Source organism: Sporosarcina aquimarina, assembly GCF_019748715.1.
Classification (GTDB): Bacteria; Bacillota; Bacilli; order Bacillales_A; family Planococcaceae; genus Sporosarcina; species Sporosarcina newyorkensis.
Genome location: NZ_JACLBZ010000002.1, coordinates 143,661 through 157,452, shown reverse-complemented (window position 1 = coordinate 157,452; position 13,792 = coordinate 143,661). Strand labels below are relative to the sequence as shown.

The 13,792-nt window shown below is 43.2% G+C and carries 15 protein-coding genes; all 15 read left to right on the top strand.

What is annotated here, in order from left to right; genetic code table 11:
* Nucleotides 1–9: 9 nt before the first annotated feature.
* The gene (mtaB, locus tag H7J92_RS00955; protein WP_040758132.1) at nucleotides 10–1,350 is read left to right on the top strand and encodes a tRNA (N(6)-L-threonylcarbamoyladenosine(37)-C(2))-methylthiotransferase MtaB; all 1,341 of its coding nucleotides are present in this window, start codon (nucleotides 10–12) and stop codon (nucleotides 1,348–1,350) included.
* A gap of 92 nt (nucleotides 1,351–1,442) precedes the next feature.
* A complete protein-coding gene (deoC, locus tag H7J92_RS00950) occupies nucleotides 1,443–2,114 on the top strand; it encodes a deoxyribose-phosphate aldolase (protein WP_221835033.1) in 672 nt (223 codons plus the stop codon).
* Between the two features lie 186 nt (nucleotides 2,115–2,300).
* Entirely contained in the window at nucleotides 2,301–2,474 is a 174-nt protein-coding gene (gene rpsU, locus H7J92_RS00945) for a 30S ribosomal protein S21 (RefSeq protein ID WP_009496905.1), read from the top strand.
* A gap of 489 nt (nucleotides 2,475–2,963) precedes the next feature.
* The gene (locus H7J92_RS00940) at nucleotides 2,964–4,301 is read left to right on the top strand and encodes an NfeD family protein (RefSeq protein ID WP_009496903.1); all 1,338 of its coding nucleotides are present in this window, start codon (nucleotides 2,964–2,966) and stop codon (nucleotides 4,299–4,301) included.
* Nucleotides 4,301–5,299, top strand: a complete 999-nt coding sequence (gene floA / locus H7J92_RS00935; protein WP_040758796.1) for a flotillin-like protein FloA — start codon at nucleotides 4,301–4,303, stop codon at nucleotides 5,297–5,299. The genes H7J92_RS00940 and floA overlap by 1 nt, the downstream gene beginning before the upstream one ends.
* 35 nt (nucleotides 5,300–5,334) lie before the next feature.
* Nucleotides 5,335–5,871, top strand: a complete 537-nt coding sequence (locus H7J92_RS00930) for a hypothetical protein (RefSeq protein ID WP_009496899.1) — start codon at nucleotides 5,335–5,337, stop codon at nucleotides 5,869–5,871.
* A 47-nt stretch (nucleotides 5,872–5,918) separates the two neighbouring features.
* Entirely contained in the window at nucleotides 5,919–6,176 is a 258-nt protein-coding gene (locus H7J92_RS00925) for a YabP/YqfC family sporulation protein (protein WP_040758131.1), read from the top strand.
* Nucleotides 6,166–7,257, top strand: a complete 1,092-nt coding sequence (locus tag H7J92_RS00920) for a sporulation protein YqfD (protein WP_221835031.1) — start codon at nucleotides 6,166–6,168, stop codon at nucleotides 7,255–7,257. The genes H7J92_RS00925 and H7J92_RS00920 overlap by 11 nt, the downstream gene beginning before the upstream one ends.
* Nucleotides 7,258–7,262: 5 nt before the next feature.
* Nucleotides 7,263–8,225, top strand: coding sequence for a PhoH family protein (locus tag H7J92_RS00915; protein ID WP_009496893.1), 963 nt, complete (start codon nucleotides 7,263–7,265; stop codon nucleotides 8,223–8,225).
* A 457-nt stretch (nucleotides 8,226–8,682) separates the two neighbouring features.
* On the top strand, nucleotides 8,683–10,767 hold the full coding sequence (locus tag H7J92_RS00910) for an HD family phosphohydrolase (protein ID WP_221835075.1): 2,085 nt from the start codon (nucleotides 8,683–8,685) through the stop codon (nucleotides 10,765–10,767).
* A 16-nt stretch (nucleotides 10,768–10,783) separates the two neighbouring features.
* The gene (gene ybeY / locus H7J92_RS00905) at nucleotides 10,784–11,257 is read left to right on the top strand and encodes an rRNA maturation RNase YbeY (protein ID WP_425441319.1); all 474 of its coding nucleotides are present in this window, start codon (nucleotides 10,784–10,786) and stop codon (nucleotides 11,255–11,257) included.
* Nucleotides 11,258–11,261: 4 nt separating this feature from the next.
* Nucleotides 11,262–11,612 carry a diacylglycerol kinase family protein gene (locus tag H7J92_RS00900; protein WP_009496887.1) on the top strand — a complete coding sequence of 117 codons (351 nt, stop codon included), beginning with the start codon at nucleotides 11,262–11,264 and terminating at the stop codon, nucleotides 11,610–11,612.
* 24 nt (nucleotides 11,613–11,636) lie between these two features.
* Entirely contained in the window at nucleotides 11,637–12,047 is a 411-nt protein-coding gene (locus H7J92_RS00895) for a cytidine deaminase (RefSeq protein WP_009496885.1), read from the top strand.
* A complete protein-coding gene (gene era, locus H7J92_RS00890; RefSeq protein WP_009496883.1) occupies nucleotides 12,031–12,945 on the top strand; it encodes a GTPase Era in 915 nt (304 codons plus the stop codon). Before H7J92_RS00895 ends, era begins: the two co-directional genes overlap by 17 nt.
* A 40-nt stretch (nucleotides 12,946–12,985) precedes the next feature.
* A complete protein-coding gene (recO, locus tag H7J92_RS00885; protein ID WP_221835030.1) occupies nucleotides 12,986–13,768 on the top strand; it encodes a DNA repair protein RecO in 783 nt (260 codons plus the stop codon).
* The last annotated feature ends 24 nt before the right edge of the window (nucleotides 13,769–13,792 follow it).

Below are 13,792 nucleotides of genomic sequence, written 5' to 3'. Positions count from 1 at the left end.
GAGCGACTGATGTCTTCGGTTGCTTTTCATACGTTAGGCTGCAAAGTGAATCATTACGAAACAGAAGCGATTTGGCAGCTGTTTCAGGAGGCAGGCTATGGTCGGGTTGAATTTGAAAAAAACTCAGACGTCTATGTGATCAACACATGTACGGTAACGAATACAGGAGATAAAAAAAGCCGCCAAGTCATACGTCGTGCGATCCGTCAAAATCCGGACGCAGTAATTTGTGTGACAGGCTGTTATGCACAAACTTCTCCTGCTGAAATTATGGCGATACCTGGCGTGGACATCGTGGTAGGCACGCAAGACCGCACGAAGCTTTTGGGGCTGATTGAACAATTCCGTGAAGAACGGCAGCCGATAAATGCTGTGCGGAATATTATGAAGAACCGTGTCTACGAAGAACTGGATGTACCTTCATTCACGGACCGTACACGCGCTTCATTGAAAATCCAAGAAGGCTGCAACAACTTCTGTACGTTCTGTATCATCCCTTGGGCAAGAGGCTTGATGCGCTCACGTGACCCGCAAGAAGTCATACACCAAGCGCAGCAGCTTGTTGATGCAGGCTACTTGGAGATCGTCTTGACGGGGATTCATACAGGCGGCTATGGGGAAGATTTGAAAGACTATAATCTTGCACGTCTATTGCGGGATCTCGAGAAGAACGTCAAAGGACTCAAACGTCTTCGAATCAGTTCAATCGAAGCGAGCCAATTGACTGACGAAGTAATTGATGTATTGAGAGAATCCAAAATTATCGTCCGTCACTTGCATATTCCAATCCAGTCAGGTTCCAATACAGTCCTGAAACGAATGCGCCGTAAGTATACGATGGAGTTCTTTTCTGAACGTCTCGTCCGCTTGAACGAAGCATTACCGCAGCTTGCGATTACATCAGATGTCATCGTCGGTTTCCCAGGCGAAACGGAAGAGGAATTTATGGAGACATATAATTTCATCCGCGATCATAAATTCTCTGAACTGCATGTGTTCCCTTATTCTAAGCGAACAGGTACACCGGCAGCTCGTATGGAAGATCAAATTGATGAAGGCGTTAAAAACGAACGTGTACATCGTTTGATTACATTGAATGATCAACTGGCGAAAGACTATGCGGCTCGATTTGAAGGCGAAGTGCTGGAAGTCATTCCGGAAGAGCGCTATAAACTAGACCCTGATAAAAACTTGTTTGAAGGCTATACAGACAACTATTTGAAAGTGGTCTTGCCGGCAGATGAAACGATGGTCGGCCAAATTGTCCGTGTGAAATTAACGAAAGCCGGGTATCCTTACAATGAAGGACAGCCGGTACGAATTATTGAAGATCAAGAAATCTTGATCTGATGAAGGCCACCTGTATGGGTGGTCTTTTTCGTGCAAGCAAAATGAAGCTTTGCTATACTAAAAGAAAAGATGTTAAAAAAGGAGCGCTTTCAGTGACGAAAAATTATGCCGCGTATATTGATCATACGCTATTGAAGGCAGATGCTACAAAGCAACAAGTAATTGAGTTATGTGAAGAAGCGAAAAAGTACGAATTCGCTTCTGTTTGTATCAACCCGACATGGGTTAAGACAGCTGCGGAAGCATTAGAGAATACAAATGTCAAAGTTTGTACCGTGATCGGCTTTCCTTTAGGTGCCAGCACGACGGAAACAAAAATCTTCGAAACGAAAGATGCCATCGCAAACGGAGCAGGAGAAATTGATATGGTATTGAACGTCGGTGCTCTTCACAGCGGATTAATTGAATATGTTCAAAAGGATATAGAAGGTGTTGTTGAAGCGGCAAAAGGAAAAGCGATTGTAAAAGTAATCTTGGAAACGTCATTGCTGGACGCTATGCAAAAACGTACTGCCTGCGAACTGTCAGTACTTGCAGGTGCAGACTTCGTAAAAACTTCCACAGGTTTCTCAACAGGAGGCGCTACTTCTGAAGATGTCAAGCTGATGCGCTCCGTAGTAGGACCGAAAATCGGTGTTAAAGCATCTGGCGGTGTCCGTAGCATCGAAGACGTCAACAAAATGATCGAAGCGGGAGCCACTCGCATCGGAGCAAGTTCAGGCGTCGCAATAATGGAAGGTCTCGAATCTACATCGGACTATTGATCTCAAGAGTGCAAAGCGCAGTCTAGTCTCGACAGGCACTTGTTTGAAATTGGCAGCCAGCGGTAGAAATTCTTATTAATATTCTAATAGTTTTTTATTGACCGATCGGAAATTCTACGTTATAATTTTCTAGTACATGGCAAACAGCTATGTTTCGAAGTGTGCTCGGAGGGAGGGACAAGAGATATGACTAAGACAGTCGTTCGCAAAAATGAATCACTTGAAGACGCTCTTCGCCGCTTCAAACGTACTGTATCCAAAAGTGGTACAATACAAGAGGTAAGAAAGCGCGAGTTCTATGAAAAGCCAAGTGTGAAACGTAAAAAGAAATCAGAAGCTGCTCGTAAGCGTAAATTCTAATTTCTGCCTACATTGAATTTTGAGATTAACTATTAATGTAATTTCGTATAAACCGAAAATCCATCAAAGGATTTTCGGTTTATTTTATTTTTACTCAGCGGGTGCCTTCCGCTCTTTAAGTGGCGAGATGAGTGTGGCTTTATCTTTGTTCAACGGGTGTTTGAAAACTCGCTGAACAATAGAAGTACGCAGGTTAGGATCGCCACATCTTGTGGCAACACCTGCATGACCTACTTCCTGTAGGCCTAAGCCTCCGGCGGATGTCACAGATTTTGAGATGGGCTTTAAAAGATGAAGTTAGCCAAAAGTCGCGGCTTCTTGCGACAAAGGCTAACTGACCTGCGTCATGCCGGCCTAAAGCTCGATACAAAATCTGGACACAATTACGCCTAGGCGTAATTGATATTTTTTTTTCGATAAAATGAAACCAAAAAGGTTTTCAAACGTAAATAGTTAGTATAATAGGCAGTAGAGAGAGGTGAGAAAACAATGACTAAAATGATTAGGTCTATTTTTCTGCTCATTTTATTCATCGGAACAATCGCTTTGCCTTTTATACACACGGCGGATGCAGCTGAAAAGAAAGTATATCGGGTGCCGCTCCATCAAGAGGTAGAGAAGGGACTGCATGCATTCCTGCAACGTTCATTTAAAGAAGCGGCTGACGAAGGTGCAGAGACGATTGTATTGGATATAGATACTCCCGGCGGATTTGTGGATGCTGCGGATCAAATCGCGAAGCTAATGACATCGACTGACGCCAAAATCGTCGCATTCATTAATGATCGGGCATTATCAGCAGGTGCGTTCTTGGCACTCTATGCGGATGAAATCTACATGACGCCAAATGGTTCCATAGGTGCTGCTCAAGTCATCGATGGATCCGGAAATGCAGCAGAAACGAAAGCCAACAGTTACTGGCTTGCACAAATGAAAAATGCTGCGTTGCACAACGACCGAAAACCTAAGTATGCTCTCGCGATGGCCAATCCGGAAATTGACATGCCGGAGCTTCGTGCCCCTAAAGGTGAACTGTTGACACTCACTGCAGATGAAGCTGAGAAAGTAGATTATAGTGAGGGGACGGTTGCAACATTTGATGAATTGTTGCAGAAGCTGGACTTGGAAGAGGCAACAGTCATTTCTACGACAGAAACATTTTCGGAAAAAGCGGCTCGGTTCATTACGAATCCGATAGTTGTCCCGATTTTACTTTCTGTTGCGAGTCTTGGACTGATTGTGGAATTGTACTCACCAGGCTTTGGTGTACCGGGAAGTATGGGGCTGACTGCCTTATTCTTATTTTTCTACGGTCATACAGTGGCTGGTCTGGCGGGTTATGAGACCTTGATCTTGTTCCTTTTGGGTGTAGGACTCATCATCGCCGAATTTTTTATTGCAGGTGGGATAGCGGGAATCTTCGGAGTCTTGGCTATCATAGGAAGTATTTTGCTGGCAGGCACAAACTTGGCATTCATGGCGGTTTCAGTGCTGATTGCGATGGCCGTGGCGAGTATAGGAGCGGTGGTTATTATGAAATTCTTCGGAAAAAAACTTCATCTGTTGAATAAAATCATTCTAATGGATACGATGGATACGGAAAACGGTTATGTATCCAACGAGAACCGTACGGATCTATTGCAGAAAGTTGCGACAACGCTTACCCCTCTTCGTCCATCCGGTGTCGCTGATTTAGATGGCGAGCGGATTGATGTTGTATCGGAAGGGCGCTATATTGATCGTAATAAAGAAGTAGTGATCGTGGCGGTGGAAGGCTTTAGAATCGTTGTTAGAGAAAAGAAGAATGAGGAGGAACAAGGCTTATGATGGGACTAGGAACAATAGGACTGGTAGCAGCAGTCTTTATCATCATTATCGTATTAGCGATATTCTTTACATTTGTTCCTGTGACGCTATGGATTTCCGCCATGGCGGCAGGGGTACGAGTAAGTATTTTCACATTAATCGGGATGCGTTTGCGTCGGGTAATCCCGAGCAGAGTCGTTAATCCGCTGATCAAAGCACATAAAGCGGGTTTGACTGTAACGATCAATCAACTGGAGAGCCATTACTTGGCGGGCGGTAACGTAGACCGTGTCGTGAATGCGTTAATCGCAGCACAACGGGCGAATATCGCGCTGACATTTGAAAGAGCACAAGCGATTGACTTGGCGGGACGAGATGTGTTGGAAGCAGTTCAAATGTCCGTTAACCCGAAAGTTATTGAAACACCATTCATTGCAGGTGTTGCGATGAACGGTATTGAAGTGAAGGCGAAAGCCCGGATTACGGTTCGTGCCAATATAGACCGACTCGTCGGGGGGGCCGGTGAAGAAACGGTTGTTGCCCGTGTCGGTGAAGGGATTGTCAGTACGATTGGTTCTTCCGTCAACCATGCCAAAGTGCTGGAAAATCCAGACATGATTTCTCAGACGGTCCTTACGAAAGGGTTGGATTCCGGAACTGCTTTCGAAATCTTATCCATTGATATTGCGGACGTAGATATCGGTAAAAATATCGGTGCCGAACTTCAAACGGAACAAGCAATGGCAGATAAAAATATCGCCCAAGCGAAAGCTGAAGAACGTCGCGCAATGGCTGTTGCCAATGAGCAAGAGATGAAGGCGAAAACACAGGAGATGCGCGCGAAAGTGGTGGGTGCAGAATCCGAAGTGCCTTTGGCAATGGCGGAAGCACTGCGTTCAGGAAACATCGGTATTATGGATTATATGAACTACAAGAACATCCAAGCGGATACAGGCATGCGTGACTCCATCAGCAAAGTTGGCGGAGACCAGCAGCCACCGCAACAGAAGAAAGACTAAAGTAAAACAATGAATTCCCGGGAAGGGGATGCATAATGGAACAGCTCATTATTTTGGTAATCATGGCGGCGTTAGGCTCCCTGTTCAGTAAAAAGAAAGAAAAGCCTGAACCGAAGAAAAGGCCTAGCGAACAAAAACCTGTTCATACGCAGACGGTATATGAGCCGGCGAGAAAGGAACCGCAGCGCACGAAGGCGGAACCGACGAATAAGCCGCGCACATTGAAAGATCTATCAAAAGATCTTTTTGAAGATATCCAGAAAGAGTTCAAAGAGTTGCAGCAAGAAACTCAGCAACCAGAAGCTCCACAGAAGACTCAGGCGCCGCAAACGGAAATCTTCTACCCGGAGCCTAAGGTTGAAAACAAACGTCCTGAACGAGCTGCAAAGCCGGTTTCTGTACCGAGATCTGAACGTCAATCCGGAAGAGGAAGACTCCAGACGGAACGACAATCGGTCATTCAGGAAGACCATCGTATCTTACAAGAAGATTTAATCCCGACAACTCCGCAACAGGTCCTGCAGGGAATTGTGTATTCGGAAATTTTAGGACCACCGAAAGCAAAACGGTAATCATGCGACCCCCATCTCCGTCATATGTTGAGATAGGGGGTTTTTTCGTGAAAAAATTATTCGCACTTCATCCATCTATTATTTTAGATGAATTCAATTCATTACGGATTACGGGCTTCTACCAATTGAAGGCGTTAAGCGAACAATCCGTGTCCTTTCAAACAGACGACTTTTTTTTAACGATCCAAGGTGAAGAAGTGACTGTACTTGCATTAACTGAACAAAATGCCCATATTTCCATCATAGAGCTGAAAGATTTATCAATTCGATATAAACCCAATGAGGGGCCGATGTATGAGTCCTAAACGTTTTGAGGTTCAATTGACTGCAGTTGGTGGAACATCTTCATTCCTTGGAAAATTGCAAGTAGAGCAAGTCAAAATAAAAAATTTGTATGTGGCAGGACGTTCCGTGTATTTTGAAACAGACAGTAAAGGGATTCAAACGATTCGTCGTTTCAGAAAAAAGTATCATGTGAAAGTGAAAGTTTCACATATAGGAAACGACACCGTCAATTATCGGCTTTTCTCATCTTTTCTATTTATCATCGGGTGTATGCTACCCCTCTGTGCTTCCTTGTTTTTGTGGAACATTGAAGTAGAGAGTGAGGTTCCTGAATTAGCTGAACGCATGGAGCTGAAAATGGAAAAAGCGAATATTAGGGTTCCATCTCTTCTCTCCAAGTTACCTGAAGAGGATGAGATTCGCCGACTGCTCATGCAAGACGAGTCTTCCTTGTCGTGGATCCGCTTTAAGAAAATGGGGACTTCTTTAATTGTTTCACCTATGTTGGCTCCGTTATCTGCTGAAGTGAAAGAAGATAAAAAAGAAAAACCATCTCATTTAGTAGCTAAAACAGGAGGGGTGATCACTCACTTTGCGTTGACGAGAGGTGAGCGTGCGAGTATTGTTCACCAAACTGTAAAAAAGGGAGATATGCTCGCTACAGGTATTCTGGAACAAGGAGAGAAGACGACAGTTGTAGGAGCGGATGGAGAAGTTTTTGCGGATTATTGGTTAGAATATCATTTTGAATTACCGCGAACCGTCAAGTATTCAACGCAAGGCGAAGAACAAGTCAATATTAATTGGAGAACTCCATGGCTTGAAAGTAAAGAAGGGGTTTTTCGTTTCAGAAACCCAATACTTTTCAAAGAGTCACGGGAGGATCCGATTCATACTGTCCGTTTAGAAAAAGGAATGGAGGAGACCGTTATTCTTCCGCTTTTGAAGCACGATCTATTATCAAAGAAGACGAATGAACTTGTAATTAAAGAGGAAAACATTTTACATGTATCGTTCACTAATGATAAAGTTAGTGGGACTCTTTTATTTTTGATTAATGAAAACATTGCTGAAAAACGACCGATAACTCAAGGAGACTGAATATATTGAGCGAACAAATCATTCAACTGCATATTGAAGAACCGAATGAAGCGATTATGCTTCTTGGAATTTCCGATCAAAATATGAATTTAATTGAAGAAGAATTGAATATCTCCATTAGAACAAGAGGAGAAACAATATCGATCAGCGGGGAAATCGAGCAAAGTGAAGCAGCGAAAGCACTGCTGGAACAGTTATTGAAAGTAATTCGTAAAGGCATCAACATCAATTTGCGTGATGTTGCCACCGCGATTGAAATGGCGAAAAACGGTACAATTGAATATTTCTCATCTTTATATGATGAGGAAATCGCACGCAATACTAAAGGTAAAGTGATTCGTGCGAAAACAATTGGCCAACGGGAGTATGTACAATCGATCCGCTCAAGAGACCTGGTTTTCTGTATTGGCCCGGCTGGAACGGGGAAGACCTATCTTGCAGTCGTCATGGCAGTGCAGGCAATGAAAACAGGCTCAGTGAAACGTATTATTCTGACTCGTCCTGCCGTAGAAGCAGGAGAAAGCCTAGGTTTCCTACCAGGAGATTTAAAAGAAAAAGTGGACCCATACTTGCGGCCACTGTACGATGCACTCCACGATATACTGGGGGCAGAGCATACAGAGCGTCTAATTGAGCGAGGCGTGATTGAGATCGCTCCGCTGGCTTATATGCGAGGCAGGACACTCGATGACGCATTCGTTATTTTGGATGAAGCTCAAAATACCACAAAAGCGCAAATGAAAATGTTTTTGACTCGTCTCGGTTTTGGTTCGAAGATGGTGATCACCGGAGATAAAACACAGATTGACCTGCCGCGCGGCGTGGACTCCGGCTTAAATGTAGCGGAACACATATTGAAGAAAGTACAAGACATCGAATTCATTTACTTGGAACAAGGGGATGTTGTACGGCATCCGATTGTAGCAAAAATCATTGATGCATATGACAAAGAACAGAAATCGAACTGATGACTGCTGAATAACCCTCAAGCCTTTATACTAAAGGCTTGAGGGTTTTCGGTTTATAGTACGGATTGTTTAAGCGTCTGCTAAAAAGTGAAGAGAAGTTCATTTGGATTTCTATTCACAGGCTCTCGTAAAGGTCGGGATCGCTTGAAATACTTCTAAATTTAGAATTGAGTAATGAATTAGGCTAAGCAACCAATAGTTAATCTCATCCTCAGATTTTCAGTGTCAGGAAAATAAATGCAGTTTGACCCTCTAATAAGGTATAATGGCTAACATAGCTGTATTTACTAGTACAACGTATGATTTTCATTATCGGTCTCCATTCATTAAGCGGTCTAAGTCATCCAGTAAATGACTGCTTTTTTATGAATTAAATATATATATACATAAGGCAAGGCGGCAAAAATTGTCGAGGGGGGCAAGAAATTTGGCGGACTTAAAGGGGTTATTTTCACAAATGAGGAAGGTGAAGTTTACATTCCTATTGCTCGTTGTCATTAGTCTTTCCAGTATCCTTTTATTCGTATTAATGTATGGCAACAGTACAAATGAAACCTATGAAATCTCAGCATATGAGATCTCTCCAAAAACGATACGATCACCGAAGACGATTGAAGATACTGAGAAAACCGAACTTGAACGTGTTCGAGCTGAGCAAGCGGTCCCGGCTTCCTATCGTTTTTCAGAAGATATCATGAAAAATAGACAAGCCATTATCAGTTCGATTTTCACTGCTGTCAGCGAAGTGAAAATGGAAGAAAACAAAGAGACTGGTATGACGGCCGGTAAGAAACTGAAACTTCTCAGGGGAAAGCTGGAAGGATTGGAGAAAGAACAATCTTTTTTACGCTTATCAGATGACCAATTGAAACAATTATTGACATCCGATCAGACTGAAATAGACAATCTGCATGAGCAACTGCTTACGATTATTGGTGAAGAGCTGTCCAAACCTTTCAAGGCTGACCAATTATCCACCCATCGATATGAAGTGGAAAGACAGATTCGTCAATCTAGTATATTACCAAGTGGATTACTGGACGTGGCGTTGTCCTTAGGTCGAACGGCTGTTGTAGAAACAGAAGTGATAGATGAAGAACTGACTGAAAAAAATAAAGCCGATGCGCGTGAGTCGATTGAGCCGATTCGTATTCTTCAAGGACAAGTCATTGTACGCGAAGGGCAGTTGATTGATCGTGATATTTATCAACAATTGAAATTAGCGGGTGTCCTGACAAATCAGTCATCTATTAAACCAATCTTAGGGATTGGGTTATTCGTACTCTTTATCTCAAGCCTGATTGGGATTCATTTTTCTACATGGTCAGAAAATAATCAGTTCAAAAAGAAAGCTGTATTGATGTTTTATGTCATAATTTTCGCAGTTGTTGTCCTCATGAAGATCATCAGTTATATCGATAATGAATTTGACGTGCAAATTGCGTTTTTATTTCCGACTGCGCTGGCGCCTATGTTGATCAAGCTGCTGATTAATGAGCGAACGGCCATACTATCTGTAATTATAACCGCAGCAACCGCGGGCATTATGCTGCAGGAAGGCATTGCCGCCATCTTGCAGATGGAAGTCGCTTTGTATATTTTATTTGGTGGGATCGTCAGCATATATGTTCTCAGCGCACATGGCAGGCGCTCAACGATTTTACAATCGAGTCTTGCAGTCGCGGCTTCTAATACGATCTTCATCATATTTTATCTGTTAATGACACAAACTAGTTATACATTACCGGAGCTGACTTTTTATGCAGTAGCAGCGGTTTCATCAGGAGTACTGTCAGGTGCGTTGACGATCGGACTATTGCCGTTTTTCGAATCTGGCTTTCAATTGCTTTCCAACATGCGGTTGGTTGAGTTGTCGAATCCAAACCATCCGTTACTGAAGAAAATTTTAGTGGAGACGCCAGGAACGTATCATCATAGTGTGATGGTTGCGAATTTGGCAGACGCTGCATGTGAGTCGATAGGAGCGAATGGCTTGCTTGCACGCGTAGGGAGTTATTATCATGATATCGGGAAAACGGTTCACCCTGGTTTCTTTATTGAAAATCAGCATGCCGGACAGAATTTACATGATTCCCTGCCACCTGAGAAAAGTCGTGATATGATTATAGCTCACGCTGAAGATGGTGCGAAAATATTGGAGAAGCATCATATGCCTGCAGAGTTAATAGCGATTGCCAGGCAGCACCACGGAACAAGCTTACTGAAGTTTTTCTATGTAAAAGCGAAAGAACAAGGTTCAGATGTGGCGGAGGATCAATTCAGATATCCGGGTCCAAAGCCGCAAACGAAGGAAATCGCTGTTATTATGATTGCGGATAGTGTAGAAGCAGCGGTACGTTCCATGAAAGAGCCGACACCCGATAAGATTGCGGCACTCGTCGAAGCGATCGTTCGGTCAAAAGTTGAAGATGATCAATTTGAAGAATGCGAATTATCGATGAAAGAAATCAAACAGGTGAAAAAAGTGATATGTGAGACTTTGAATGGAATTTTCCATAATCGAATCGAATATCCGGATTAAAAAAGGAGTATGGGCAATGATAGACTTTTATTTTCAAGATGATACAGATGCAGTTGACGAAACGTCGGAAGTGTTAATTACCGATCTATTGAATCACGCAGCGAAAATGGAAGATTTGGAAGGTTTATACGAGCTTTCAATCACTTTTATGGATGATGATGCGATCCAAGCAGTAAATGCAGAATTTCGAGGCAAGGATAAACCGACCGATGTCATTTCATTTGCCTTAGAAGAACTGTCTGAAGGGGAAGTGGCGATCGTACATGAAGGAGATATGCCAGTTGTGCTTGGTGATATCATCATCTCTATTGAAACGGCGCAACGCCAAGCGGTTGAATACAATCATACCTTTCAACGAGAATTAGGGTTTTTGGCGTTACATGGATTTCTTCATTTACTCGGATATGATCACATTGAAGAGGATGATGAAAAAGAGATGTTCGGAAGACAAACAGAAATCTTAACTTCTTTTGGCTTGGAGCGACAGTGATCAGATGAAAAGATTTTTCAAATCTTTTGTCTATGCGTGGGAAGGGATGAGAGACGGTTTCGTCAATGGACGCAACATGAAATCTCATGCCCTGTCAGCCATCATCGTCATCCTTGCTGGCTGGTTCACTGGTCTTTCTATGACCGAATGGCTGATTGTTCTTTTATTGATCAGCGGAATGCTGGCATTGGAATTGATGAATACTGCTGTTGAGTACGTCGTAGATCTCGTAACAAAGGAATACCATCCACTAGCAAAAAAGGCCAAAGATATCGCGGCTGGGTCGGTACTGATTTTCGCTATCGCCAGTGCAGTCATTGGCTGTTTGATCTTTTTTCCGAAATGGTTTGGCTGAATTATATGAATTGGAGTGAACTAGATGAAATTTGAACAACTGAAAAACGAAGCAGAATCAGCAATGAAAACTGCATATGTCCCGTATTCTAAGTTTCCGGTGGGTGCTGCCTTAGAAACAGAGGACGGTACGATTTTCCGAGGGTGTAATATCGAAAACTCTGCTTACGGACTTACGAATTGTGCAGAGCGGACAGCGATTTTTAAAGCAATCTCTGAAGGCGTTAAATCTTTCAAGTCGCTTACTGTTATCGGGGATACAGAAGGACCGATTGCACCGTGTGGCTCATGCCGTCAAGTGATCGCGGAGTTTTGCGCACCGGGCATGCCGGTCTATCTAACGAATCTTAAAGGAGACGTTCAAGAGACGACCGTTGCAGAACTATTGCCAGGCGCTTTTTCTAAGGAGGATTTAGACTATGCAGAAGAACGATAAACCATTCAAATCAGGCTTTGTTTCAATAATTGGTCGTCCGAATGTCGGGAAATCGACATTCATCAATCGGATGGTCGGTCAAAAAATCGCCATCATGAGTGATAAGCCGCAAACAACGCGAAATAAAGTACAGGGCATTGTGACAAGTGACACATCCCAAATGATTTTCATCGATACGCCAGGCGTCCACAAACCAAAGCACCGTCTAGGCGATTTCATGCTGAAAGTGACGCGCAGTACATTGAGTGAAGTAGATGTCATCATGTTCATGGTGAATGCAGATGAAAAGATCGGTACAGGGGATCGCTTTATTATGGAATGGCTTGAAAAGTCCGAGACTCCTGTATTCCTGGTCATTAATAAAATCGACCTTGTGCATCCCGATCAATTACTCGAGATCATCACGACGTACACAGATGAACTGAAGTTTGCTGAAGTCGTTCCGATTTCAGCTTTAAACGGCAATAATATTGAACGTTTAGTGGAAACGCTGGAAAGTTATTTGCCGGAAGGTCCTCAATATTATGCTGCCGACCAAGTAACCGACCATCCTGAGCGCTTTATCATTTCAGAAATGATTCGGGAAAAGGTGCTGCATACGACACGTGAAGAAATTCCTCACTCCATTGCGGTGGCCATTGAAAGCATTGAACAGGATACATCCACTGGAAAGACGCATATACGAGCTACGATTATAGTGGAAAGAGATTCACAAAAAGGGATTGTCATTGGCAAAGGCGGTAAATTGCTAAAAGAAATTGGAACGAAAGCACGAAAAGATATTGAGATGCTGCTTGGAGAAAAAGTATTTCTTGAATTATGGGTAAAAGTTCAGAAAGACTGGCGCAATCGACCAAGCCGCCTAAAAGAATTTGGATTCAATGAGGAAGATTATTAATTCTTCATCTATCCAGTATGTTTGATTGGGGGAGAGCACTTTGTTAAACAAAGTGGAAGGATTTATTATAAAGAGCATCCCTTACGGTGAAACAAATAAAATCGTAACGATTTATTCAAAAGAGGCAGGTAAAATAACCGCGATGGCAAGAGGTGCGAAAAAGCCGGCGAGTCGACTAGCTGCCATTACGCAAACGTTCACACATGGTTTTTTTATGATACGGGCAAGCAGGGGAATGGGATCTCTTGAACAAGGTGAGTTGATCAGCAGTGTACGGCATATTCGCGCCGACCTGGAGACAACTACATATGCGGGACTGGTCGTTGAGTTGATCGATCGCTTAACCGAATCGGAGCAACCGAATGCAGGGATTTTTCGACTGTTGGAAGAGGCGTTCCATGCCATGGAAGAGGGTTATGATGCAGAGGCAATTTCGTTATTTGTTCAATGGAAGATGCTGCCCATCGCTGGTATTCACCCCATCCTTCATGAATGCGCCAATTGCGGGGCGACGGAAGGGGAGTTTGCTTTTTCATTTCAGCAAATCGGCTTTCTTTGTCATCGTTGTTTTGGAGTGGATCCATACATTATTCGCTTGTCTCCGACTCAGATCAAGTTGATTCGGATGTTTTATAATGTGCCATTGGATCAGATCGGTAAGCTGGAATTAAAGAAACCGACGAAAACCTTTATGCAGAAACTGGTCTCGACGATTTATCATGAACAAGTGGGGATTTACTTGAAATCCAGAAAATTTATCGAGCAGTTGGAACGGACACCAGAATTACAAAAACCAAAAGAAAACCCGGAGAATGAAGGCTAATGCCGATTCTCCGGGTTTTTAAAA

Bases quoted from the DNA above. Each gene is read 5' to 3' on its own strand.
- mtaB (WP_040758132.1), top strand. From the start codon at position 10: ATGTCTTCGGTTGCTTTTCATACGTTAGGCTGCAAAGTGAATCATTAC.
- rpsU (WP_009496905.1), top strand. From the start codon at position 2,301: ATGACTAAGACAGTCGTTCGCAAAAATGAATCACTTGAAGACGCTCTT.
- H7J92_RS00940 (WP_009496903.1), top strand. From the start codon at position 2,964: ATGACTAAAATGATTAGGTCTATTTTTCTGCTCATTTTATTCATCGGA.
- floA (WP_040758796.1), top strand. From the start codon at position 4,301: ATGGGACTAGGAACAATAGGACTGGTAGCAGCAGTCTTTATCATCATT.
- H7J92_RS00930 (WP_009496899.1), top strand. From the start codon at position 5,335: ATGGAACAGCTCATTATTTTGGTAATCATGGCGGCGTTAGGCTCCCTG.
- H7J92_RS00920 (WP_221835031.1), top strand. From the start codon at position 6,166: ATGAGTCCTAAACGTTTTGAGGTTCAATTGACTGCAGTTGGTGGAACA.
- H7J92_RS00910 (WP_221835075.1), top strand. From the start codon at position 8,683: ATGAGGAAGGTGAAGTTTACATTCCTATTGCTCGTTGTCATTAGTCTT.
- ybeY (WP_425441319.1), top strand. From the start codon at position 10,784: ATGATAGACTTTTATTTTCAAGATGATACAGATGCAGTTGACGAAACG.
- H7J92_RS00900 (WP_009496887.1), top strand. From the start codon at position 11,262: ATGAAAAGATTTTTCAAATCTTTTGTCTATGCGTGGGAAGGGATGAGA.
- H7J92_RS00895 (WP_009496885.1), top strand. From the start codon at position 11,637: ATGAAATTTGAACAACTGAAAAACGAAGCAGAATCAGCAATGAAAACT.
- era (WP_009496883.1), top strand. From the start codon at position 12,031: ATGCAGAAGAACGATAAACCATTCAAATCAGGCTTTGTTTCAATAATT.